This window comes from Ruegeria sp. S263 (genome assembly GCF_056780525.1).
In genome coordinates, this window is sequence record NZ_JBQUVJ010000003.1 from 475,490 (window position 1) to 497,342 (window position 21,853).

The 21,853-nt window shown below is 54.6% G+C and carries 19 protein-coding genes and 1 pseudogene; 11 read left to right on the forward strand and 9 right to left on the reverse strand.

Features of this window, described 5'->3' with window-relative positions; translation table 11 throughout:
• Positions 1-171: 171 nt before the first annotated feature.
• Positions 172-789, forward strand: a complete 618-nt coding sequence (locus tag ACT2B1_RS20810) for a helix-turn-helix domain-containing protein (RefSeq protein ID WP_481669098.1) — start codon at positions 172-174, stop codon at positions 787-789.
• A 533-nt stretch (positions 790-1,322) separates the two neighbouring features.
• Here ACT2B1_RS20810 and ACT2B1_RS20815 read toward each other — a convergent pair.
• Positions 1,323-1,556 carry a hypothetical protein gene (locus tag ACT2B1_RS20815; RefSeq protein WP_260027321.1) on the reverse strand — a complete coding sequence of 78 codons (234 nt, stop codon included), beginning with the start codon at positions 1,554-1,556 and terminating at the stop codon, positions 1,323-1,325.
• Positions 1,557-1,691: 135 nt separating this feature from the next.
• On the opposite strand from ACT2B1_RS20815, the gene ACT2B1_RS20820 reads away from it, so the two are divergent.
• The 7 genes from ACT2B1_RS20820 (at position 1,692) to ACT2B1_RS20850 (ending at position 7,762) form a co-directional block, all read left to right on the forward strand.
• Positions 1,692-2,444, forward strand: a complete 753-nt coding sequence (locus tag ACT2B1_RS20820) for a Crp/Fnr family transcriptional regulator (protein WP_481669099.1) — start codon at positions 1,692-1,694, stop codon at positions 2,442-2,444.
• Positions 2,445-2,891: 447 nt separating this feature from the next.
• Complete coding sequence (locus ACT2B1_RS20825; protein ID WP_170329073.1) at positions 2,892-3,200, forward strand: hypothetical protein; 309 nt, start codon at positions 2,892-2,894, stop codon at positions 3,198-3,200.
• A 3-nt stretch (positions 3,201-3,203) separates the two neighbouring features.
• The gene (locus ACT2B1_RS20830; protein WP_170329075.1) at positions 3,204-3,557 is read left to right on the forward strand and encodes a hypothetical protein; all 354 of its coding nucleotides are present in this window, start codon (positions 3,204-3,206) and stop codon (positions 3,555-3,557) included.
• Between the two features lie 79 nt (positions 3,558-3,636).
• Positions 3,637-4,401 carry a hypothetical protein gene (locus tag ACT2B1_RS20835; protein WP_260027323.1) on the forward strand — a complete coding sequence of 255 codons (765 nt, stop codon included), beginning with the start codon at positions 3,637-3,639 and terminating at the stop codon, positions 4,399-4,401.
• 92 nt (positions 4,402-4,493) lie between these two features.
• A complete protein-coding gene (locus ACT2B1_RS20840; RefSeq protein ID WP_481669100.1) occupies positions 4,494-5,693 on the forward strand; it encodes an N-acetyltransferase DgcN family protein in 1,200 nt (399 codons plus the stop codon).
• On the forward strand, positions 5,690-6,811 hold the full coding sequence (locus ACT2B1_RS20845) for an alanine/ornithine racemase family PLP-dependent enzyme (protein ID WP_481669101.1): 1,122 nt from the start codon (positions 5,690-5,692) through the stop codon (positions 6,809-6,811). The genes ACT2B1_RS20840 and ACT2B1_RS20845 overlap by 4 nt, the downstream gene beginning before the upstream one ends.
• 378 nt (positions 6,812-7,189) lie before the next feature.
• Positions 7,190-7,762 (forward strand): hypothetical protein, encoded by a 573-nt coding sequence (locus tag ACT2B1_RS20850; RefSeq protein ID WP_481669102.1) that lies wholly within the window; start codon positions 7,190-7,192, stop codon positions 7,760-7,762.
• Between the two features lie 327 nt (positions 7,763-8,089).
• Here the strand turns inward: ACT2B1_RS20850 and ACT2B1_RS20855 are convergent.
• Positions 8,090-8,236: pseudogene (locus tag ACT2B1_RS20855) on the reverse strand (IS481 family transposase); the annotation flags it as partial.
• Positions 8,237-8,606: 370 nt separating this feature from the next.
• On the opposite strand from ACT2B1_RS20855, the gene ACT2B1_RS20860 reads away from it, so the two are divergent.
• Positions 8,607-11,345 carry a cation-translocating P-type ATPase gene (locus ACT2B1_RS20860; protein ID WP_481669103.1) on the forward strand — a complete coding sequence of 913 codons (2,739 nt, stop codon included), beginning with the start codon at positions 8,607-8,609 and terminating at the stop codon, positions 11,343-11,345.
• 246 nt (positions 11,346-11,591) lie between these two features.
• On the opposite strand, the gene arcC is transcribed toward ACT2B1_RS20860, so the two are convergent.
• The 7 genes from arcC to ACT2B1_RS20895 form a co-directional block, all read right to left on the reverse strand.
• Positions 11,592-12,530 (reverse strand): carbamate kinase, encoded by a 939-nt coding sequence (gene arcC / locus ACT2B1_RS20865; RefSeq protein WP_170654229.1) that lies wholly within the window; start codon positions 12,528-12,530, stop codon positions 11,592-11,594.
• 3 nt (positions 12,531-12,533) lie between these two features.
• Positions 12,534-13,532, reverse strand: coding sequence for an ornithine carbamoyltransferase (argF, locus tag ACT2B1_RS20870; RefSeq protein ID WP_170654231.1), 999 nt, complete (start codon positions 13,530-13,532; stop codon positions 12,534-12,536).
• A 56-nt stretch (positions 13,533-13,588) separates the two neighbouring features.
• Positions 13,589-14,815, reverse strand: a complete 1,227-nt coding sequence (locus tag ACT2B1_RS20875) for an arginine deiminase (RefSeq protein ID WP_170654233.1) — start codon at positions 14,813-14,815, stop codon at positions 13,589-13,591.
• Positions 14,812-16,191 carry an amino acid permease gene (locus tag ACT2B1_RS20880; RefSeq protein WP_171125955.1) on the reverse strand — a complete coding sequence of 460 codons (1,380 nt, stop codon included), beginning with the start codon at positions 16,189-16,191 and terminating at the stop codon, positions 14,812-14,814. The genes ACT2B1_RS20875 and ACT2B1_RS20880 overlap by 4 nt, the downstream gene beginning before the upstream one ends.
• Before the next feature lie 9 nt (positions 16,192-16,200).
• On the reverse strand, positions 16,201-17,688 hold the full coding sequence (locus tag ACT2B1_RS20885; RefSeq protein WP_170654237.1) for a YfcC family protein: 1,488 nt from the start codon (positions 17,686-17,688) through the stop codon (positions 16,201-16,203).
• Between the two features lie 546 nt (positions 17,689-18,234).
• Positions 18,235-18,933, reverse strand: coding sequence for a hypothetical protein (locus ACT2B1_RS20890; protein WP_481669104.1), 699 nt, complete (start codon positions 18,931-18,933; stop codon positions 18,235-18,237).
• A gap of 435 nt (positions 18,934-19,368) precedes the next feature.
• Positions 19,369-20,214, reverse strand: a complete 846-nt coding sequence (locus ACT2B1_RS20895) for a LysR family transcriptional regulator (protein ID WP_481669105.1) — start codon at positions 20,212-20,214, stop codon at positions 19,369-19,371.
• 86 nt (positions 20,215-20,300) lie between these two features.
• Between ACT2B1_RS20895 and ACT2B1_RS20900 the strand changes: the two genes are divergently transcribed.
• Together ACT2B1_RS20900 and ACT2B1_RS20905 are read left to right on the forward strand one after the other, a co-directional pair.
• On the forward strand, positions 20,301-20,768 hold the full coding sequence (locus tag ACT2B1_RS20900; RefSeq protein ID WP_481669106.1) for a c-type cytochrome: 468 nt from the start codon (positions 20,301-20,303) through the stop codon (positions 20,766-20,768).
• Positions 20,769-20,781: 13 nt separating this feature from the next.
• Complete coding sequence (locus ACT2B1_RS20905; RefSeq protein ID WP_481669107.1) at positions 20,782-21,690, forward strand: c-type cytochrome; 909 nt, start codon at positions 20,782-20,784, stop codon at positions 21,688-21,690.
• The last annotated feature ends 163 nt before the right edge of the window (positions 21,691-21,853 follow it).

The following is a 21,853-nucleotide window of genomic DNA, read 5'->3' on the forward strand; positions in this document are numbered from 1 at the left end:
AATGGCAAAAAGTTTGCAACAGATCCATCGTCTCACCAGGGCTAAAATTGGCAATCAAATCAAAGCGCATAATGTCCTCCCAGTTGATCGTGATTAGTTGAATTTCAGCTCTCTTTTCAACTAAGTTGAATTTCTCTCGAAAAATCAACAAAAATCTTTTATCTCGAATGCATGAAAAACGACTTTCCAGACACTGATGCCCAGCGACTGGGCAGTGAAATCCGCGAAGTACGCAAGGCGCGCGGACTGACCTTGAATGACTTGTCCGAGGCCGTATCCTGTTCGACCGCCTACCTGAGCCGGATCGAGCTTGGCTCGGCGAAGGTATCTGAAGACCTCCTGACAGAAATCAGCACGGCTCTGGAAGTGGATCCCGACTGGTTCTTTCCCAAACAATCAGGAGCAGGCTCGCTTGAACGCAAACATGTTGTCCGTGCAGAAAACCGCCGCTCGTTGTCGGGCATGTACACGCGGACAACCGAAGAACTTGGTTTCGAGGATGAGCTTCTATCCAGCACTCTATCGGGGCAATGTTATCTGATCCTGTCCCGCTTTCGCCCGGGCGCGGGCACCCCGCCAGAGCCGTTGGAAGGATATTCATTTGAAGGTGAACAGCATGCGATTGTCTTGACCGGAGAAGTCGAGCTGCGTCTTGACAACGAAGTCATCGTCCTGCGCAAGGGCGACAGTTTTTCTTACCCCTCGATGATCGCACACCGGTTTCGCAATCGAACAGACAAAGAGGCCACCATGGTTTGGGCGATGCTTCCTGTAAGGATCAGCTGGTAAGGCCAAGCGCATGTTGGCCATCTGCGGTACAGATAACTATGGTTATGTTAAAAATTCCCTGGGTTTGACGCACAGATTGCCCTGTGATTTGGTCACTGGAGTTTTTGGGTTAAATTTCGGCCCAAAGGAGACATCCAGTGCACCCCTCGGATGCTGCTGCTGCCTGCGTTCCTGCCGTTCGCTGCGCAAGCGAAATCTGGGCTTTGGTGAACTCACGGTAAGCTGACTTTGCCGTCTTTCGATCTGGAGCCTTCGCTAAAGCAGCACTTGCTCGCGGTCGCGGCATACTTATTGTTGCGTCGCGGCAAGTGTCACCAATCAGGTCATTCGCAGCCGTTGTATTTGCGTTAACGGGAACCGTACCTTCGCCGCGGCTCGGTCGGACGAGCAAGACGCGGGATATGGCAAGTATTGAAACATTGGTTTTTGCTTCGTGTTTGAACTGATTAGAAACGAGACGCCAATTTTGTGTCTTCTTGCTGTTAAGCTTTTTTGACGAGCATAATCTTGTTTTTCCGATACGGGACTTTACGCTACTGCCGAACCCGATAGCCGGAAGCAATGATCCGGCTAATGAGAAAGGCGACGGCCTGGTGCATATCCTTTTCATCGTTATTGCCGACCGCTGTTTCGTGGGCAGCAGCTGCGTCACGCAGAACTCCCACAATTTCATGTTCGGGCAGGAGCTCACGATCTTTGATTGCAAGCAAAAGCGCTTCACAAATTGAGAGTGCGGCCATTCCTGAGTGGTCTTGCCGGTCAGCCATGGTAGACGTCCTTTTTTAACAGGCGTCCAAGCAAGGAAGCGCCACAATGAATTGCATCATACTGGCATAGATTGCTGTATACTTAACTGATCGAAAGCAGTCTTGGCGTCGGATAGTTTCGCGGGCTGCTCATCGATGAAGGAAGAACACTTGCGCACTATCAAAAACAGTCCACTCACCCGAAAGCTTTCAAACTTCGTCGCTCTGACTGAGGTTGAACTTGCGGCATTGGCACGCCTGCACAAGCGTCGCAGAACCTTTGAAGCCGGACGTGACCTTGTGCATCAAGGGCAATCAGAGCAGGCTGCCTACATTCTGGCCTCGGGCTGGGTTTGTTCCTACAAAACCCAGACTGACGGGTCGCGTCAGATCGTCGATTTCCAAATACCGGGTGACTTTCTGGGCTTGCGAAGCGTTCTGCTGCACACCTCGGATCACAGCATAGAACCAATCATGGAAATCCAAGCCATTGAAGTAGTAGTGGATGATCTCCTGGAAGCATTTGCGCAAACGCCCCGGCTGGCGACAGCAATTCTTTGGGCGGTCTCTCGAGATGAAGCGATGGTGGTTGAGCACCTGGTCAACATAGGACGGCGAGATGCGGGTGAGCGCATGGCGCATTTTCTATTGGAATTTGGTGTGAGGCTGACTCAGGTCGGGATGGCAAGCAAGACGGGATACGCCTGCCCACTGACACAATACCACCTTGCCGATGCACTGGGACTGAGTGCCGTACATGTTAATCGTGTCCTACGGCAACTGCGGGAGAAGGGGCTGGTTACTTTTCAATCCGGGCAAGTGGTATTTGATGATTATGAAGGACTGGTGACGTTGGCCGGTTTTGACCCCACTTATCTGGATCAGGCCGGGCCACTGTTGAAGCAATAAGTTCACCCCTACAGCGATGCCGGGATTTTGATGATCGTTGCCTGTTAGAGACGGAATTCGCTTCGGCAGATTTGGGATTTCACTGAAAAAGAAGCGCAAGATAAATACAGTCCGATTGCGGTACTGGATTTCCTGCGCTTCTCAATTACTCGTTAAGAACACGCCAGCAAATATCCCGCCAACACACATCACGTTGCCGGAATCCAAACATCGTTGCACTGACGCAGGTTAGTCAATTTTTGGCAGTGTGCCTGATCCTCGGGCACCAAATGCATTTGAGATTCCAATAAAATCTCAGGTCATTGGCCGCCGACTAACATCGATCAGCGCGCGCCTGCCATTTGCACATTATTCTAAATTACAACGCCAGTACTACCGCGGCGCTTACGAGCGTGTACCGCGGCAGACTGCGCGGGGAAGATCCAACAAACTAAATGGAGGACAAAGGTGAGCACAAGATCGTCCAGTTCTTTGGTGACGTTTTCAAATCCGTTCTCTTTGTCCGGCTACCCGGATGTACTTCCTGCAGGCGAGTATGAAGTAGTCGTCGAAGAAGAGCTACTGCAGGGCCTGAGTTTCGAAGCATATCGCAGAACCGGAACCTACCTGACAGTTCGGGGCAAAGGCAGCAAGCCAGGCCGCACGGAAATGCGCCCAATTGACCCAGAAGATTTTGAACTGGCGCTTAAGCACGACCAGACCTTGGCCACATCTAACAATGACAGCGATGCGGCGCTTTCCCCGCAGGAGGAATAGATTATGAACACGCCCGAATGGCTTAAACCCGGAATCTACGGTGCTCTGATCGGCGGGGTTTTCGTAGGCGTCGTTGGATTTTCATGGGGTGGATGGATGACCGGCGGTAGCGCGGACAAGATGGCCAACGCCATGTCCCGCGACAATGTAATCGCTGCGTTGGTTCCGGTCTGCGTCGACATGGCGAGAACTGACGCCCAACGCGCCGAAAAAATAACGACGATCAAAGAGGCTTCTTCTTTCAAGCAGAAGGATGCCGTCATGGCGGCTGGCTGGGCAACGGTGCCGGGATCCCAAACTCCTAACAAAGACCTGGCGCAGGCCTGTATAGAGGGGCTGAACCTGGATGGATCGTAACTCAATCACTCAACATTCGGACAACGCCGTTTGCATCAGGGCAAATCGAAAAAATCAGTACCGGTTTTGCGCTCACTTAATGGCTGCGTTGTTTGTTGTCGTCTTCAGCAGTTTGGCGGGCTCCTTTATCTCATCAAGTCCCGCATCGGCCGAAACAAATTCGATCCCGGATAACGCGCATCCCAAAAAGTATGGCGACGGTTGGGAATGCGATTTGTCCTATCAGTTGAAAGGCGAAGAATGCGTGGCCATTGTCGTGCCGGGAAATGCCTACCCCACAAACAGAACCTATGGCTCAGGGTGGGCATGTATGCATGGCTTTGTTGAAGTTGGCGGCACCTCATGCACTGAAGTGATTGTGCCTGAGGGTGGATATCTCGATCCATCAGGTGAGAGGTGGCGGTGCCTGCGTGGATACACAAGAGTAGACGATAGCTGCCAGAAAATCGTGGTGCCGGATAATGCTTACCTGACGAATAGCACTTATGGATCTGCATGGCGTTGCAACCGTGGCTACGAAAAAGACGGAGAAGCATGCGTGGCAGTAGCGGTGCCGGAAAACGCTTTTCTGAACGCATCAACCAGCGGGCGTCCCTGGACGTGCGAGCGTGGGTATTTTGAGCGCGACGGACGGTGCGATGCCGTGTTTGTGCCTGAAAATGCTTTCTACGATGACGCGATCCATGGAGTTGGATGGAAATGCGAACGTGGCTACGAGGCGTCCGGTGATCGCTGCAATGCAATCGAGCTACCGGCAAATGCCCATATCGACCGATCCGGCAATGGGTGGCAATGCCACAAAAACTATCATCGATCAGAAGGGCTGTGTGTTCTGAACCAGTGAGAATTCAGACAGAAAGCCCACTTTCCCAAACTTCACAGTTTTTGCCCGTCCTTACCAAGGACGCGCGTTTCACACTCTAAAAAGGAACAAATATGAAACCCGAACCCATTGCGTCGGATGCCAAGCAGTTCATTGCCAGCGATGCGCAAAAGCTGGCGCCTGAACAAGCAGTTTTTCCAGAGCTTCACCGCAAGACACTCGTGACAGATACACCGACTGCAATTGTGTATTGCGAAGGAAACTTCGCAAAGATCGATGGCAAGACGGCTAATGGTCTCGTTCGACATTCACAGGCCTATCGCGTTCTTTCGGTGATCGACAGCACGTATGGCGGTTGTGACAGTGGCAAAGTGCTTGATAACTTCGCAAATCAGGTTCCCATCTTCGATGATCTTGATGCCGCCGTCGCTAATGAAGCTACGATCCCCGACACTTTTATTTACGGAATGGCGCCGGCCAGCGGCAGAATGTCCCTTGAGGATCGCGAAGTTGTTGTGGATGCGATAACGCTCGGAATGAACATCGTCAGTGGGCTGCATGAATTTCTTAGCGATGACAAGGAGCTCGCAGGATTTGCCAAAATTCACGATGTCACGATACGCGACATTCGCAAGCCGCGGCCAAATCCCGACCTGCGCCTGTTAGATGGCAGTATTGGAGACGTCCAGGCGATCCGCATCGCGGTGTTCGGCACCGATTGTGCAATTGGAAAGCGTACAACCGCGACAATCCTGACAGGCGCACTTAACGCGCATGGGATCAAGACAGTTTTGGTCGGCACCGGCCAAACTTGTTTGATGCAGGGCACCAAGTATGGTGTCGCGATGGATTCGGTGCCGCCGCAATTTTGTTGTGGCGAACTTGAGCGCGCTGTCGTTGCGGCATCAGAGGGTGAGCACCCGGATGTAATAGTGATCGAGGGCCAGGGCGCGCTAAGCCATCCGGCTTTTTGCACATCAGCCTTCATTCTGCGAGGCAGTCAGCCACATGCAGTTATTCTTCAACACGCGCCTAAACGAAAACGTCGATGCGACTTCCCCAGCATGACTATGCCCGACCCTTGCGATGAAATCACCCTGATCGAGGCTTTTGCGAACACAGAGGTAATTGGCATGACGATCAACCATGAAGGAATGAATGATGTTGAGATTTCAAAGGCCATCACAGACTACAACTGCAAATTGTATCTCCCGGTCACTGACGCATTGAACCGTCCTCCAAAAAACTTGGTGAATATGGTTCTATCTGCCTTTCCGCGCTTGCAACCCGTACGTGCTACGACCATTGAATGAGCAAGCTGCGTATCGACGTTGATCTGGACAAAATTCGGTACAACACACGGTTCCTGGTCGACCACCTTAGACCCCGCGGAATTACGGTGACAGGTGTGACAAAAGCCGTTTGCGGTCATCCTGAGATTGCGAATGCTATGCTTGAAGGTGGCGCGACAGGGCTGGCGGACGCGCGGATCAGCAATATCATGCGTATGCGCGATGCTGGAATCTCGTGCTCTATATCCTTGATCCGAACGCCCATGCTGAGCCAGGTCGCGCAAGTCCTTGATAACTGCGATGTCAGCTTCAACACTGAGATGGACATTATCGCCAGCCTGGCCATCGAGGCGCTGGGGAAGAACATTACTCACAATATTATCCTGATGGTGGAAATGGGGGATATGCGGGAAGGCATCTTGCCTGAACACATTGAAAGCACTGTGTCTCAAATTCTTAGAATGGAAGGGATTTCTCTGAAGGGGATTGGTGCAAATTTTGCCTGTCTGGGTCATGTGGCACCCTCTGCAGGAGCAATGGAATTGCTTTCGTCGCTTGCCGTCGGCACCGAACTTGCAAATGGACCCGCTCTGGAAACAGTGTCAGGCGGCGGCTCAGCCAGTTTGCCATGGGCGCTTGGCAAGGGGGCGACTGGAAAAATCAACAACCTGCGTCTGGGTGAGGCCATCCTGCTGGGTACCGATCCCGTTTCGGGGTACGCGATCGACGGGCTTTACACAGATGTTTTCACGCTTTGGGCGGAAGTGATCGAAACGAAGACCAAATCAAATCCAAATCCCTTGCAATTGAATTATCCTATACCTTCAATGCAGTGTGTGACTTTAGACAGTCCTTCGAATACTCGGTCGATCCTTGCGATCGGACTCCAGGACACTGATGCGGCGGGTCTAATATTCCCTGCTGGCGTCACGTTCGTCGGAGCCACCAGTGATCATATCGTTGTTGAAAACACCAATTTTCTGCTTCGCCCTGGTGGCGAGGTGAAGCTGAAATTGAACTATTGCGCGCTCTCGCGCTGCATGGCTGCGCCCGATGTAGCAAAGGTCTTCCATGGTGATAGCGCTTTGGTTGACTGCAACGCAGCGAACACTGATCGCCCATACTCGAATCGAAGGTAGCGCGCCAAGGTGCCGCCGCCTCGGTTCTGCTTCAGCCATCCGTCATATTCTACGGCTCTACGTAGTAAATGAGGCACCCAATCCCTATATTGGACGTAGCCGCATTCACTTTTCACACCCCATCTGGGCTCGTGGGTGTTGCGGACAATCAAAGGATCAAAATGATGTCTTTCAAAGACCTGACGACCAGAGCGGCTGCCGCGCTAAAGGAAAACGATGCGAGCGTACCGAAAAAAGAAGTTACGTCTGAAGCGCCTGACGTCGTCCCCGAAAAATCAAAGCCTAAACCTCAAAACTGATAATACCCTGCCGGGAGTGGGTGGCTTGTTCTTGTCTGCATCTCCGAGCGAGCAGTATCAGCAAAGGAGAACTACCCAAATGAACCAGATAATCAGCAAGACAATCGCAGTCTTTTCCAGGCCGTTTTCTTTCCCTGGCTTCGACGAATTACTCCCGGCAGGCGAATACGACATAGAAACTGAGCTTTCCGCACCACCAGATTATTCGGGCCCAGAAGCCTGGAAAGCATCGGTGTTAATCTGTCTGCATCCACGGAAATCTCACCCCGGTCTGGCGCGTACCTTGACCGTTTCTCTTACTGATTTGGAGAGAGCCCGCGCAAAGGATAAACTGTCTTCAAAGCAGTTGTCGCAGTTCTTGCTCGACCAGCTTTTGGCCGATCCGATGGTGCAATTGATCATGGAAGCAGATGGTGTGTCTGAGACTCAACTTCGGCACCTCTACTCGGAGTCGCTCATTTCTGAGGCAGACGACGGATCATCAGATCAACGAGCCATACCGCGAGGATGCGGAAGCGGTTCTCGGTATGCTTTCGCTGTCCAAGCTGCTGAGAACGAAGGAATGCCGGTTCGTCCTAATAAAACCCCTCGGATTACAGGCCGTCCCATCGGACAGTCTGAACCAGGCAGCTCCTTCAATCTCAAGGCTTAGGGCTCGAAACTTTCTTTTCCAGTCGCTGTATGAACCAAAACAGAAATCGAGGCTAAGAACTGATGGAAGACTCCGACAACGAAGCAGATATGATCATGGCTCGCGCCCACAATGACGTGCCGCAAGAACGCCCGTGTCTTCGTTGCAGAACTCCATTCTGGAGCGAAGGGTTCGGAGAGCGGATTTGTCGACGCTGCAAGGGGTTGAACGTGTGGCGAAATGGCGTATCGGAAAGCCCTGGGTTTGCTCGGCGTCGCTGATGTACTGACATGTAGTGGTTCCGATGTGATCTGACAGTTGGCCGTTTTTCCTGTGGTGTATGCCAGATTAAGTTTGGTTCCGGATTTTTTGCTTCCTGATCTCTTTGCTCTCGATCATGGTCTGGAAGGGTATTCTTCAGCAACACATTTTGCCCTGATGAGTGTGCTCTTGGTTGTAGTGGTGCAGCCATTCTTCCAGATCGGCTTGCAGCGAAATCTGCGCCGCGAGCGCACGCAAAACGATTATGCTATGTCCGAGTTGGGCTCAAAGCTGTCGTTAGCTGCAGCATGCATCAAAGTCTGCAATGCGGACATTGCTGCCCTTGACAGGAAGAGCCTAAATGTCGGCTAACCGCGGTCTCTCTAGGCTGGGCGTATTCCATTCAATGGCGGACATCTGCTTTTCTGACCTTTCTCGATTTTGCAGATGACAAAGCTCCGTCGCTGCTGGTATCTGGATAAAGGCGTGCGCATCACAAATTGGAGAACCGTCAATGAACTGCGCAGGTTGGCTCATTGGCTGAGAATGGGCACTGGCACCCCAAGACTAATCCGTTCACGCAATTGCTCATTCGGAGTTGAGAATGTCAGGTTTCGCACAGACAACCCCATCGGTTCTTGGAAACGTGAACGCACCTTGGGTGTTGGACGGTAGAGCGGTCGCCGAAAACCTCGGCGTGAACCCTGAGACGGGATTGAATCCGGACGAGGTGGCCAAGCGGCTTTCAACACACGGTCCAAACCGCTTGGAAGAGACTGCAACAGTTCCGCCATGGAAGATGCTCCTGCGGCAATTCGCAAGCCCGCTGCTGATCATCCTGATAGCAGGTGCTCTTGTCTCGGCCTATACGGGGCATTGGGTTGATGCGATTGCGATATTCGCGATCGCCGTCTTTAACGCCTTCATCTCCTTCTGGCAGGAATATAAGGCCGAGCAGTCCTTGGCAGCCCTGCGGGAGATGTCTGCACCGCAGGCCTTCGTGCGCCGCGGCGGCGAGATCGTCGAGGTACCGGCGGCGGATCTCGTGCCGGGCGATATTCTGCGAGTAAAAGCCGGTGACATTCTGGCCGCCGACATTCGCTTTGTCACCGCCAGCCGGATGCAGGTCGACGAGGCCGCGTTGACGGGAGAATCCGAACCGGTCGACAAACATGCCGATCCGATCGAGGACGAAGACGTCGTTTTGGCCGATCGTCTGAATATGGGCTTCATGAGCACGCAGGTCACTGGCGGCGCTGGTGAAGGCATTGTCGTGGGCACCGGAATGGAGACCGAGGTCGGTCACATCGCTGCCCTCATGTCCTCTGCGAAAGAGCCAAAGACCCCGCTGCAACTCAAGATCGAGGGCCTTTCCAAGGTGCTGATCATGGCGGCCCTGATCGTGGTCGCCATCGTGATCGGCATTGGCGTGGTCAATGGAATGGATGCGGCTGAGATGCTGAACACGGCAATCTCGCTGTCGGTCGCGGCGATCCCGGAGGGCCTGCCGACAGTAGTCACCATCGTTCTGACGCTGGGATCACAAAACATGGTTGCCAGCAACGCCTTGGCGCGACGGCTTTCCTCTGTAGAAACGCTCGGCGCGACCTCGGTGATCTGTTCAGACAAGACCGGCACGCTCACGCAGAACCAAATGCAGGTGATGCAATGCTGGGCCGGTGGCAAGGACTGGGAAGTGACCGGCGAGGGGTTCGATCCGCATGGCGAGTTCCGTTCCGAAGACGGCAGCGTGGCCGAGATCGAGGCCGAAACGGATCTTCGGCAGATGCTGGCCGTCTCCGCCTATTGCAACGATGCGCGTATGGTCGAGGCTGACGGGCGCCCGGCGATCCAGGGCAACCCGACTGAGGGCGCTCTGGTCGTGGCCGCGGCCAAGGTCGGGATTTCCCGCGAGAAGTTGACAGAAGCGCGGGTCGAGGCGCTTCAGCAATTCCCCTTCGATTCAACGCGCAAGATGATGTCTGTCTTCGCTCGATTGCCGGATGGGCGCACTGTACTCGGCGCCAAGGGGGCGCCTGATGTGATCCTGTCAAGGGCGAGCCATGTCCGCATGGCCGGGGAAACGCTTGAGATCTCCCCGGCTTTGCGGGAAGAGATCGAGGCGGTGATCGACAGTTTCGGCGAGAAGGCGCTCCGGACCCTCGCCGTGGCTTATCGGGAGGTGGCAGAAGAGGATCTGGACCACGCCGATCCCGAGCAGCGGATCGTACTGCTTGGCATTCACGGCATCATGGACCCGCCGCGCAGCGAAGTACCCATCGCCGTTTCGGAGGCAACCGGGGCCGGCATCCGAACGGTGATGATCACCGGCGACCACGCCGTGACCGCCCAAGCGATTGCGGAACAGATCGGCATTCGCACCAGCGACGCGCAGACGGTTCATACCGGGGTCGAGCTCGACCAGATGAGCGATCAGGATTTGAAAGAGATGGTGCAGCACGCGGCCGTCTTTGCCCGGGTGACCCCGGAGCACAAGCTGCGCATCGTCAATGCCATGCAGGAGAATGGCGAGGTGGCGGCAATGACCGGGGATGGCGTCAACGACGCGCCCGCTCTGCGAGCGGCGGATATTGGTGTCGCCATGGGCATCACCGGCACGCAGGTCGCCAAGGACAGCGCTGCCCTCGTGCTGCTCGATGACAATTTCTCCACCATCGTGACGGCAGTCCGCGAAGGCCGGCGCATCTTCGACAATCTGTTGAAATTCATTCGGCAGGCGCTCACCGCCAACGTGGCCGAGGTCTCAACGATCCTGTTCGCCTTCCTACTGATGGGAGCAGACCCGCTCCTGCCGATCACACCGCTGATGATCCTCTGGGTGAATCTTGTATCGGATGGGCTACCGGCTCTGACACTCGGCTTCGAGAAAGCGGAACCCGACCTGATGCAGCGCCCACCGCGCCCGCGCGACGATAATCTGTTCGGCGGCGGAATGAAGGAGCGGATCCTGATCCGGGGAACGCTGCTCGGCCTGCTGACCTTTTATGTCTTCCAGGAGTTTCTCGAACGAGGCGCCTCCTTGGAACACGCCCAGACAGCAGCGTTCATGACACTGATCTTTGCCCAGATCTGGCATATTTTCGACGCCCGAACGACCTCCACGCTCTACCGCAAGTCGCCGCTCGGCAACCGCACCTTGCTTGGAGCGGTGAGCATTTCCATATTGCTGTCTCTTCTCGCCATTTACACCGGCGCTGGACATTTCGTGCTTGGAACAGTTTCCCTGCCTCTGTCGCATTTGCTCGGAGTGTTCTTCATCGCCGCACTGCCCACGCTTCTGTTGTCTGCGCTGAAGGAAATGTTCGGACTGAAATGGCTCTGACGCTACCTTTGCTTAGAACGGCACTGAAGGTGCTAGAATGGACATCCTGAAGCACCCATTCGTTGTCAACTTCTTGGCAGAGGGTCTGCATTGTGCCTGGCCAGCATTCCGCCCACAAGGATGTCAGAGGAAGTTAAATTTTATGGCCTGATAACCCATACGCACGATCTAGTGACGCGCAGCGCGCAGTGTCGACCCCGGTGTCCCATAGAAGGCATTACAATCAACAAAGCCTATTCTTCGGGCCTAGTGAAACTGTGTTTCCCCCGCCTCTAGCGATACCGTCGTACCTTTTTCACCGCGAACGGCTGCAGGAACGTCAGCAAGCGCGCAAATAACGGCCCGACCGCCCGAGGATCGCACAAAGTCTTGTGCGGACTGCACCTTGGGACCCATTGATCCAGCGGGGAAGTCGTACTCATCCAACGCGTCGGGGGTGATCGACCGAATACCTTTTTGGTCAGGCGTTCCCCAGTTCAGGAACACGGCTTCTGCATCTGTAGCGATGACAAAGAAATCTGCGCCAAGGTTCTGCGCCAGTAGGCACGAGGCGAAATCCTTGTCGATTACGGCTTCGACCCCGACCAGTTTCCGTTCTGCGCCTGCCTGGTACATCGTCGGGATGCCGCCTCCGCCAGCAGCGATCACGGTCGCGCCCTTATCCAGGATCCAACGGATTGGTTCGACCTGAAAGATACGTTTCGGGCGGGGCGAGGGCACCACGCGCCGCCAGTACTCGCCATCTGGTTTCACCGTCCAGCCCTTGTCAGCCGCCTCTTTCTTGGCGTCCGCTTCGGAATAAACCTGCCCGATGAACTTGGTCGGATTGTCAAAGGCCGGGTCGCTCGGATCGACCTCGATCATGGTCAAGAGGGTGGCGATGTGATGCTCAAAAGGCAGGATGTTCCCAAGCTCCTGCTCGATCATGTAGCCAATCATCCCCATCGTCTCGCCCACCAGCACGTCCAGCGGGTATTCCTCGACATCCGTATACATGATCTCTTGCAGGGCCAGCATCCCGACCTGCGGACCATTGCCATGAGTGATGACGGTTTCGTGCGCTTCGCAGAGCGGGGCGAGGGCTTCGGCGGCAATCTTTGCGTTCTTGCGCTGATTGTCCGCCGTCATCGCCTCCCCCCGTTTGAGAAGCGCGTTGCCGCCAAGTGCTACAACAACGCGTCCCATGGATCAGGCTCCCAATGTCGCGACGAGGATCGCTTTGATCGTGTGCATCCGGTTTTCGGCTTGCTCGAACGCGATATTCATATCACTTTCGAAAACCTCCTCGGTGACTTCCATCTCGGTGATGCCAAACTGTTCGTGAATGTCCTGACCGACCTTGGTCTCCAGATTGTGGAAGGCGGGCAGGCAGTGCATGAACTTGACGGCTGGATTGCCGGTTTTCTTCATCAGATCCATGTTGACCTGATAAGGGCTCAGCAGCTTGATCCGCTCAGCCCAGACTTCTTTAGGCTCACCCATCGACACCCAGACATCGGTATGAATGAAATCCGCGCCCTCTACGGCCGAGGTATCGTCCGTGATGGTCACACGTGCGCCGGTCTTTTCAGCCCGCTCTATCGCCAATTCGCGCACATCGTCATGGGGCTGGGTTTCTTTCGGCGAAATCATCCGCACGTCGCAGCCCATGATCGCGCCCAACATCAGCAGCGAGTTGCCCATGTTCGACCGACAATCGCCCGAGTATGCATAAACAATGTCCTTGCGGGGTTTGTCGGCGTGCTCGATCATGGTCTGCATATCGGCAAGCATCTGGGTCGGATGCCAGTCATCCGTCAGGCCGTTATAGACCGGAACACCGGCATATTCAGACAGCGTCTCAACCATGTCCTGACCCGCACCGCGGAATTCGATCCCGTCGAACATGCGGCCCAAAACGCGGGCAGTGTCTTTCATCGACTCTTTGTGCCCGATCTGCGATCCCGACGGATCGAGATAGGTGATGTTTGCACCCTGATCGTAGGCGGCCACTTCAAATGCACAGCGGGTACGGGTCGACGTTTTCTCGAAGATCAGGCAAATGTTCTTGCCGGTCAGCGAGGGCTGTTCGGCGCGGGCATATTTCGCGCGTTTCAGGTCACGGGCCAGATCCAGCAGGTACAGCATTTCACGCTGGCTGAAATCGGCAATTTTCAGATAGCTACGGCCTTTTAGATTGAATGCCATTTTGTCTCTCCCTAACAAAAAATCAGTGGGCGCAAGGGCGCGCGCCCTTGGTAAATTCAATAGGCGGGGTCGCGGTCGATCGGGCAGGTCATGCAGTGGCCACCGCCGCGGCCGCGACCAAGTTCCTGGCCTGAGATTTCGATCACATCGACACCAGCTGCGCGCATCTTGCCGTTCGTAAACGTGTTGCGCGCATAGCCGACGACCACGCCGGGCGAGAGGGCGACGACGTTATTCCCGTCATCCCATTGTTCGCGCTCGGCCTGGAATTCGTTGCCACCGGTCGAGATGACTTCCAGCGAGTTCAGCCCAAGGGCCTCTTTGTAGACGTCGAACAGGTGCCCTTTTTCAACGTGGATATCCAAATCTCCACGGTCACCCGGACGGATCGAGATGCAGGTGATCTGGTCCGCAACTTCCGAGAATGCAGTAACTTTGTCATGGTCAAGGCAAGTGAAGACGGTATCCAGATGCATGGCCGCGCGGCTTTTTGGCATGGCACAGGCGACGACACGTTCGGCGCCGCCCTTCGTGAACAGCGCTTCCGCAACCTGAGCGACGGCCTGCCGGGTTGTGCGCTCGCCCATACCTATGAAGACAGTGCCGTTGCCCACCGGTTGAACGTCGCCACCCTCAACCGAAGCGAGGCCGAAATCGTCGTCGCTATCGCCCCACCAGAACTCGAACTCGGCGTCCTTGAACATCTTATGGTGGCGATACACCGTACGCATGATCAGGGTTTCTGGCTTACGAGCAGGCCAGAACATCGGGTTCGTCGTCACGCCATCGAAAATCCAGCAAGAGGGGTCGCGCTGGAACTGCGCGTTGGGGATGGCGGGAAGGATGAAGTCGCCCAGAGAAACCAGATCACCGAACTGTTCGTCGATCATACCCTTGGGCAGGTCTGCAAAGATGATGCCGCCAAGCATATGGCGAGCAAGCAGCTTGGCATCCATCTCGTCCAACCAGGCACGCATTTCTACGGAAAAGCCCAGGCCGACCATGTTGGGCGTGATCAGACGGTCCAGCAGGAAGGCGCGCGCTGCGGGGTCGTCTGCGATAGCTTGGGCGAGCAGATCCTGAATATCGTAGACCTCGACCCCGCGTTCCCGCATCAGGGAACAGAATTCTGCGTGGTCCTTGCGGGCCTGCTCGACCCAGATCACGTCATCGAACAAAAGCTCTTCGCAGTTTCGTGGTGTCAGACGATCATGCGCCAGTGAAGGGCGCGAGACGATCACCTTGTTGAGCTTTCCGATCTCGGAATGAACACCGAGCTTCATTGCAACTCTCCTTTCGAACTATCGGTTTTCTGAATGTCTTCAATATCATTGGCCTGACTCCAGCGGACCCAGACATGGATTGGCACGCCCATAAGCAACAGGACCGAGCCAACCAAAACGGTTTCAGCGCCTGAGCCAATGAAGGCCCAGACCGAATAAATGAACCCAAGTGCGCCCAGCACGACGACCTTGGCCAATTCCGGGCCGTGCAGGACCTGCCCGCCTTTCAGCCGGATCATAATCTCCGCCACAGAGCAGATGGCATAAGGCAACAGGCTGGCGACAACGGCGAGCAGAATGACAAAATTGAATGCGGCGACCAGCCCTTGCGCATAGTTCATGATGATCAGAACCGAAGCCAGCGCATTTGACAGGATTAACGCATTGGCTGGCGTTCCAAATTTGGATTTTTGGCCCAAGGCTGCAGGGAAGACGCGATCCAAGGCAGCACCGTAAGGGACCTGGCCACTGAGCAGTGTAAAGCCGTTCAAAGTGCCAAAGGTCGAAATCACCGCACCCACTGCAACAAGGACACCACCAACGGGACCAAACATCACCTCACCGACGGCTGCCAGAGGTGCGGCGGAAACAGCGAGCAACTCGGCAGGAATGACGCCCATCGAAACGGCGGTTACCGAGATATAGACGCTTGCCGCGATAATCACGCCGATCACGGTGGCGCGTGGAATGGTCTTTTCCGGCTCGATAACATCGCCAGAGGGAACTGTTGCAGATTCAAGGCCCAAGTAAGCCCAAAGCGTCAGAGCAGCCGCGGCGGAAATCGCCGTAAACGCCGTGGTGCCGCTTTGATTGACCGGAACATAGTTCTCAGTGTTGATCCAGAAGATACCCAATATGCCAATCAATATCAGCGGAGCGAGCTTGAGCACGGTGGTCACGATCTGAACCAAACCAGCCCCTTCGACTCCTCGGATGTTAACCAAGGTGAGCGTCCAGATTGCAACCAACGCGGTCGATAGGCCGTACATTGGCACTTCGATGATAATCGGGAACAGGAATCCCAGATATCCCACCAACGCGACAGCAACAGCTGCGTTCCCAGTCCAAAGTGCGATCCAGTACCCCCAGGCAATTATGAAGCCTGCAAAGTCTCCGAATGCTTCTTGCGAATAGGCATAGGGGCCACCGGGTTTCGAAACGACGCGAGACAGCCTTCCGAAAATGATCGCGAGAACAAGCGCCCCTGCCGAAGTCAGAATCCACCCACCAATTGCGATTGGCCCGTACGGTGCAAGTGACGCTGGTAGAAGGAACACTCCCGACCCGATCATGTTTCCGACAACCAAAGCGATACAGGCCGTCAGCCCTAGCGCACCCGATGTCGAAGTCGTCTCTGGAGCGGAGCGATCGGTCATTGCGACGGCTCAGTTCGATGTTGTGTCTGAAGTCTCGGTTGTGGGCCCGTCGATCCCCGGATCAGTTATGGCCCCAACGGTAAGTGCGGCGCAGATGATCACGGCCAGAATTACGAGCAGCGGGAAAACAAAACGTAGCCACCGGTCATAGGAGACACGGCCAATGGCTAGCCCACCCATGACGACGGCAAATGTCGGGTTGAACAGGTTCACCCATCCGTTTGCTGACTGGTACGCAGTAACCACAAGGTCACGACCGACGCCTGCAAAGTCTGCCAGTGGCGCCATGATCGGCATCGAAAGCGTGGCCAGCCCAGACGAGGACGGCACCAGGAATGACATCAAGATCTGAATGCCAAACATCGCGTTGATAAAGGCGAACTCGCTCAGCCCCGAGACAAACCCCTCGGCTCCGGCGAGGATTGTGTCGGTGATTTTGCCCGCGTCCATAATCACGACCACGCCGCGCGCGACGCCAATGATCAGGGCAACGCCCAGCAAATCGCGCGCTCCGTCGACGAAGGTTTCCACAAAAGTCCCTTCGTCCATTCTAGACCCTTCATCCGTTTTCCCGACCCACCAAACGATGATGGACATCACCAGGAAGAGACCGGACATTTCCGCCATCCACCACCCCAGCGCGACAACACCATAGATCATAATGGCGAAGGTAATCCCGAAAAGAACCAGAATGATCGAACGCGTCTTGGTCATCTCGGGGAACGTATCATTGCTTTCCAAACCCTTTAGGAAATGCGCCCGGTTTTCCTCGACCTGATCGGCCACCACGGACAATGACGGGTCGGCTTTCACGCGTGATGCGTATCGCATGACAAATGCGATGCCTGCAGCAAGACAAAGAATAAGGATAATGAACCTAAGAACGATCCCGTTCGTGAACGGAATACCCGCACCTTGTGAGGCAACAACTGTTGCAAATGCGTTGAAGGTTGAGCCCAGGGTCCCAATGCCTGCGCCAAGCATGATCACCGCGACCCCGGTCAAGGAGTCGTACCCTGCCCGAATAAAGACCGGAATAATCAGAGCGTAGAACGCCAGGGATTCTTCCGCCATGCCATAGCTTGTCCCGCCAAAGGCAAAGGCGACCATCAGGATTGGGATCATCAGGATTTCCCGCCCGGCCAACCTGTGCAGCAACCAACCGATGCCGGCGTCGATAGCTCCTGTCTTGGTTACAACCATCAGGAAACCGCCGATGACTAAAACAAACAAAGCGACATCAATCGCCGCGCTGGATGAACTTCCCAGAAGACCGGGATCGTACATACCTGCAATCGGGGCAAGGATAACTGCCGTAAGTCCTTGGGGGTTCGGCTCGACTTCGTGGTAGGTGCCCGGGACAGGCGCTTCGCTGCCCAGAGCTTCGTTCATCTGACGGTCGTACTCACCGGCCGGAATAACCCATGTAAGGGCGGCCACGACGGCAATCAGTATGAACAGAATGGTAAAGGCGGTAGGAAATTTGAACTTGGACATATGAAACTCGCGCTGGGTGAAGCTGAGAAACTGGGCAGTTAAACATTTGAATATTTATGTCTCAACTTAGTACTAACGCGGTGACTTGTCACTTTCGTAAAACATGAGGTTGTCGAACACATTGAACAATGTCTGCCATGGGCTCAGTGTTGCCGTTCTCCGCAGCAAGCATGATTGGCTGGTCCCAGCCTGAAGCAGGCATTCACAATCACGCTTTTCAGTTTTGCACCAAGCCATTGACTAGGACATGCGCGACGTTCAGGAAATCATGTTGTCTGCTGTAAACGACTGAATTGGGCTCGGTGCCATCGTTGTCTGCTGTTAGCATGATTGGCCGCACGCAGCCCAAACCGGCCATTCTAGGCAAGCTCATAGTCTGAATTTCGAACGGAGCTTTCGGTGCATCCAGATTGGACAATCTGGACGCATGAAACAGCGCTCATTGCTTACGATGGCGACAACGAGCGCTTCCAGAATGCGCCCCGAAAAATTGACCTTGTGAATACTAGCGGCAATGCGGGTGGCACACGCACCAGCGCTGTCTGATCAATCCGTTGAGAAGCAATAAAACAGACCCGCCCCGCCAGAACGTGGCAGATGTTCTTCTCCACAACCACGCGAGCCGTGCGACGAGTTCCAAGACACCATGTTTCGCGCATCATTGAGACCTACACGGTCATGATGTCCGACAATCGCGGACCCGTCTTCACTATTCGAAGTCCAGTTGCTGCATGTCGTATCGCCACCTGCCGTCGAGAAATGTCCGGCAGAATCGGAGCCGGTCAAAATGTCATGTTTGTTCGGCTGACTACCACGCCCATTTACAGGGTTACCGTTTTCATCGAGTGCGGTCAGAATACTAATGTTCACGCTGTCGCTGTGCAGGTCATCTACATTGTTGGCGATGAGTTCTCCCTTGGCATTGTACCATGGACCCGCCCCGATTCGGTCGCGTGCCGAAATGCCGTTGGTTATTGTCATCGGGTCGGTGCTGCGATCAATGGACATTGACGTGCTCAGATAGGCCGCAAAAGTTTTGGAAGAACCGACCGCAGAAGCAAGTGCATTACAATGAGCATCGGCACCGTCGAGGCCGCCTAGATTGGCACCGTCTCCTTTGCCTACACTAGTGATGAAGAACGACATCTCCTCGCCAGCCGATTGTGCCTGAGCGATTGCCGCGAAACAGCAGATTACGAGTGCAGCAACCCCATGGACAGCTGTTCTGTTGGTGAACTTCGACATGTGATTCTCCCTTCTTGCTGTGTGATCTCCGATGCTAGCCGTATGCATTGCTTGGGTCCACGATTAGCGCACAGGGATTAGAGAACATGACAGTTCAGCCTTCGAAACATATCTTGACGGATTATTGGTCGGCACAGACGTTATGGCCGACTTTCGTCACCATTGCGGCAAACCCAAAATGTGGTTCGCACGAAACTTTCGCCGCGAGTATTACGAACGCCCGGTCTGACAGACGTACTCCACCACCGTGCTGTGATCAATTGCGTCAGATGCTGGACAAAACAGCTTTCCGACTTGACCGCGGCAATATCCGTAGTCAGCCTAAAGCCGCTATTGCGCTGAATGCCTTGCATCGGAATGTCGGCCTTTGAAACACTGAACTCGTAATGCTGCTCTGCAAATAATGCGACTGCTTACAACTGTTTTTGGGTGATTTCAGTTGGCTAGAGCTTTGGCTATGCGTTCAACCAAGGCCCGTTGCACGACAGCAAACCTTGGTGTCTGCGCGATTTCCTCTAATGTCGCGACCCAGAGCGGAACTTCGATTTGTGGATTCATGCCAGGCGATCTATGAAGGCGGGGGTCAGCGTCGCCGATGAATTCAGGTAAAAATGTCTTGCCCGCTCCGGAAGCGGCCATCTGCTGAAGCACCAAAAAACTGTCTGCTCCGTTGGTAGTTTGTTCGGTATTCGCGTTTTCTGCTAGCCACTTGGCAGGCAGAGAGCGGCTCAACGCGCCGTCAAGCCTCATCCATTTACGATTTGGGGAACCATCATCATAGACCCCAAACGACAATGTACCTGATCGTTCTCCGACCAGGCCGTCCTCAAGTTTAATCGATGGGCGCACAGCGATATCCGCAGTCAGCCGGGATAGATCACGGTGGCTGTTGCTACTCAACAAAGTCAGTTCCAACCCTGGGTACTCTTTGGAAATTTCATTTAAAATCTGAGGCAATACCATCTGGCAAAGACTGTCAGTGGACGTGATGCGAACGTGACCAACAGGAGAGCGGTTCGCGCCTACGATTGCCCTCTCTACTGAAAGCACCGCATCTTCAACGTTTTCCATAGCAGAGAGAATTGTTCTGGCCTCAGGCAGCGTGGAATAACCAGAAGGGCTCTTCCGAAAAATCGCACAGCCACTTCTCTGCTCAAAGGCAACCACTCTGCGCAGGACTGTCGCATGCGTTACCCCCAAAGCTTCCGCCGCCGCGTTCAGCGAACCGTATCCATCAACGGCAAGCACATATCGAATGTCATCCCAATTATCGTTGTTCATAAATTAACAGGAGGCGGCGAATAACAAACAATTACAAGTAAATTCGTTCAAGCTAACATTCGAAGTATTGAACAGGGAGAGACATCATGATGAAGAAGTTCTCAATTTTGGCGGCAGGCATTTTGTCTGTAGCGGCCATAGGCGCAGCCATCGCCCATGAAAGCGAAAATCCGGCTGTGAAAGCTCGGACCTCAATCATGCAGCTCTATTCCTTCAATCTTGGAACTCTGGGCGGTATGGCCAAGGGCGAGGTGGAATATGACGCCGAAGCAGCAACACGGGCCGCGAACAACCTGGTGGTTCTGACGCAGATCGATCAATCCGCGATGTGGCCCGCTGGATCAGACAACGTATCCGATCCGTCCACCCGAGCGCTGCCTGCGATCTGGGAAAACTTCCCTGACGTTGGTGCGAAAGGGCAAGCCATGGCAGACGCAGCTGTTGCGATGCAGGCTGCGGCTGGTCAAGATGTTGATGCCCTGAAAGCAGCAATGGGCGATCTGGGTGGAAGCTGTTCGGCATGTCACAAAGCGTACAGAGCACCGAAAGACTAAATGGCAGAAAGCTGTGAAGCGGTTTTTCCTTTTCACAACTATCGTTGCACTTGTGGTTGGGTTGGCCGGTTTGGTACTGACCCGTCCGCAAAGAATGGATCAATATCAACTCGACGGTTTGAACCCAAATCTCGCCCGAGGTGAAATCGTGTTCCACGCCGCAGGATGCGCATCCTGTCATTCAGCGCCGGATGCGGTTGGGGAGGAAAAGCTCATGCTCTCCGGTGGTCGCAGGTTTGAAACGGAATTCGGCACATTCATTGCCCCCAACATTTCCAGTGACCCAGAAGTTGGTATTGGGTCCTGGTCTGCCCTTGACCTGGCCAATGCTCTGATCCATGGGACCGGACCCGAAGGACAGCACTATTTTCCAGCGTTTCCCTATACATCTTACGCCAAAATCACGGCCAAAGACGTTGTTTCGCTCCATGCATTCCTCAGCAACCTGCCGGCGTCCGAAGCCGAAAGCGTCTCGCATGAGGTAGGTTTTCCTTTCAACGTTCGGCGCGGATTGGGGGGATGGAAGCTTTTGTTCATGTCGCCAACTTGGGTGCTCGATGGTGATCTGACCGACCAACAACGACATGGCCGGTACTTGGTGGAGGCTCTTGGCCACTGCGCCGAGTGCCATACGCCACGCAACGGCTTAGGGGGTATGCAACGCGGCCTCTGGTTGACGGGAGCGCCAAACCCCAGCGGAAAGGGGCGTATCCCCGGCCTGACCTCAGACCAGCTTGATTGGTCCGAGGCCGACATTGCCGAATACCTCAAATCTGGCTTCACACCGGATTATGACAGCGCAGGTGGTGAGATGGTGGAAGTCATCGAGAACACATCACGCCTCACGGATGAGGACCGTTTGGCGATTGCCGCCTATCTCAAGGCTGTTCCTGTTTCGTCGACGGGGCTTCCATCCGAGTAACAGTCGTTTGGCGCCATGCTGCCGGGACCAGATGCTGTTGCAGGTCGCCAGTAGGAAGCTGTGAGGCCTATTCCCTTTTCACCAAACACCTGTTTTACGTTTTGAACATCGGAGCTCACCAATCACTCGAGTTTCTGTTCATGATTGACTGAGGGTCGCGGCC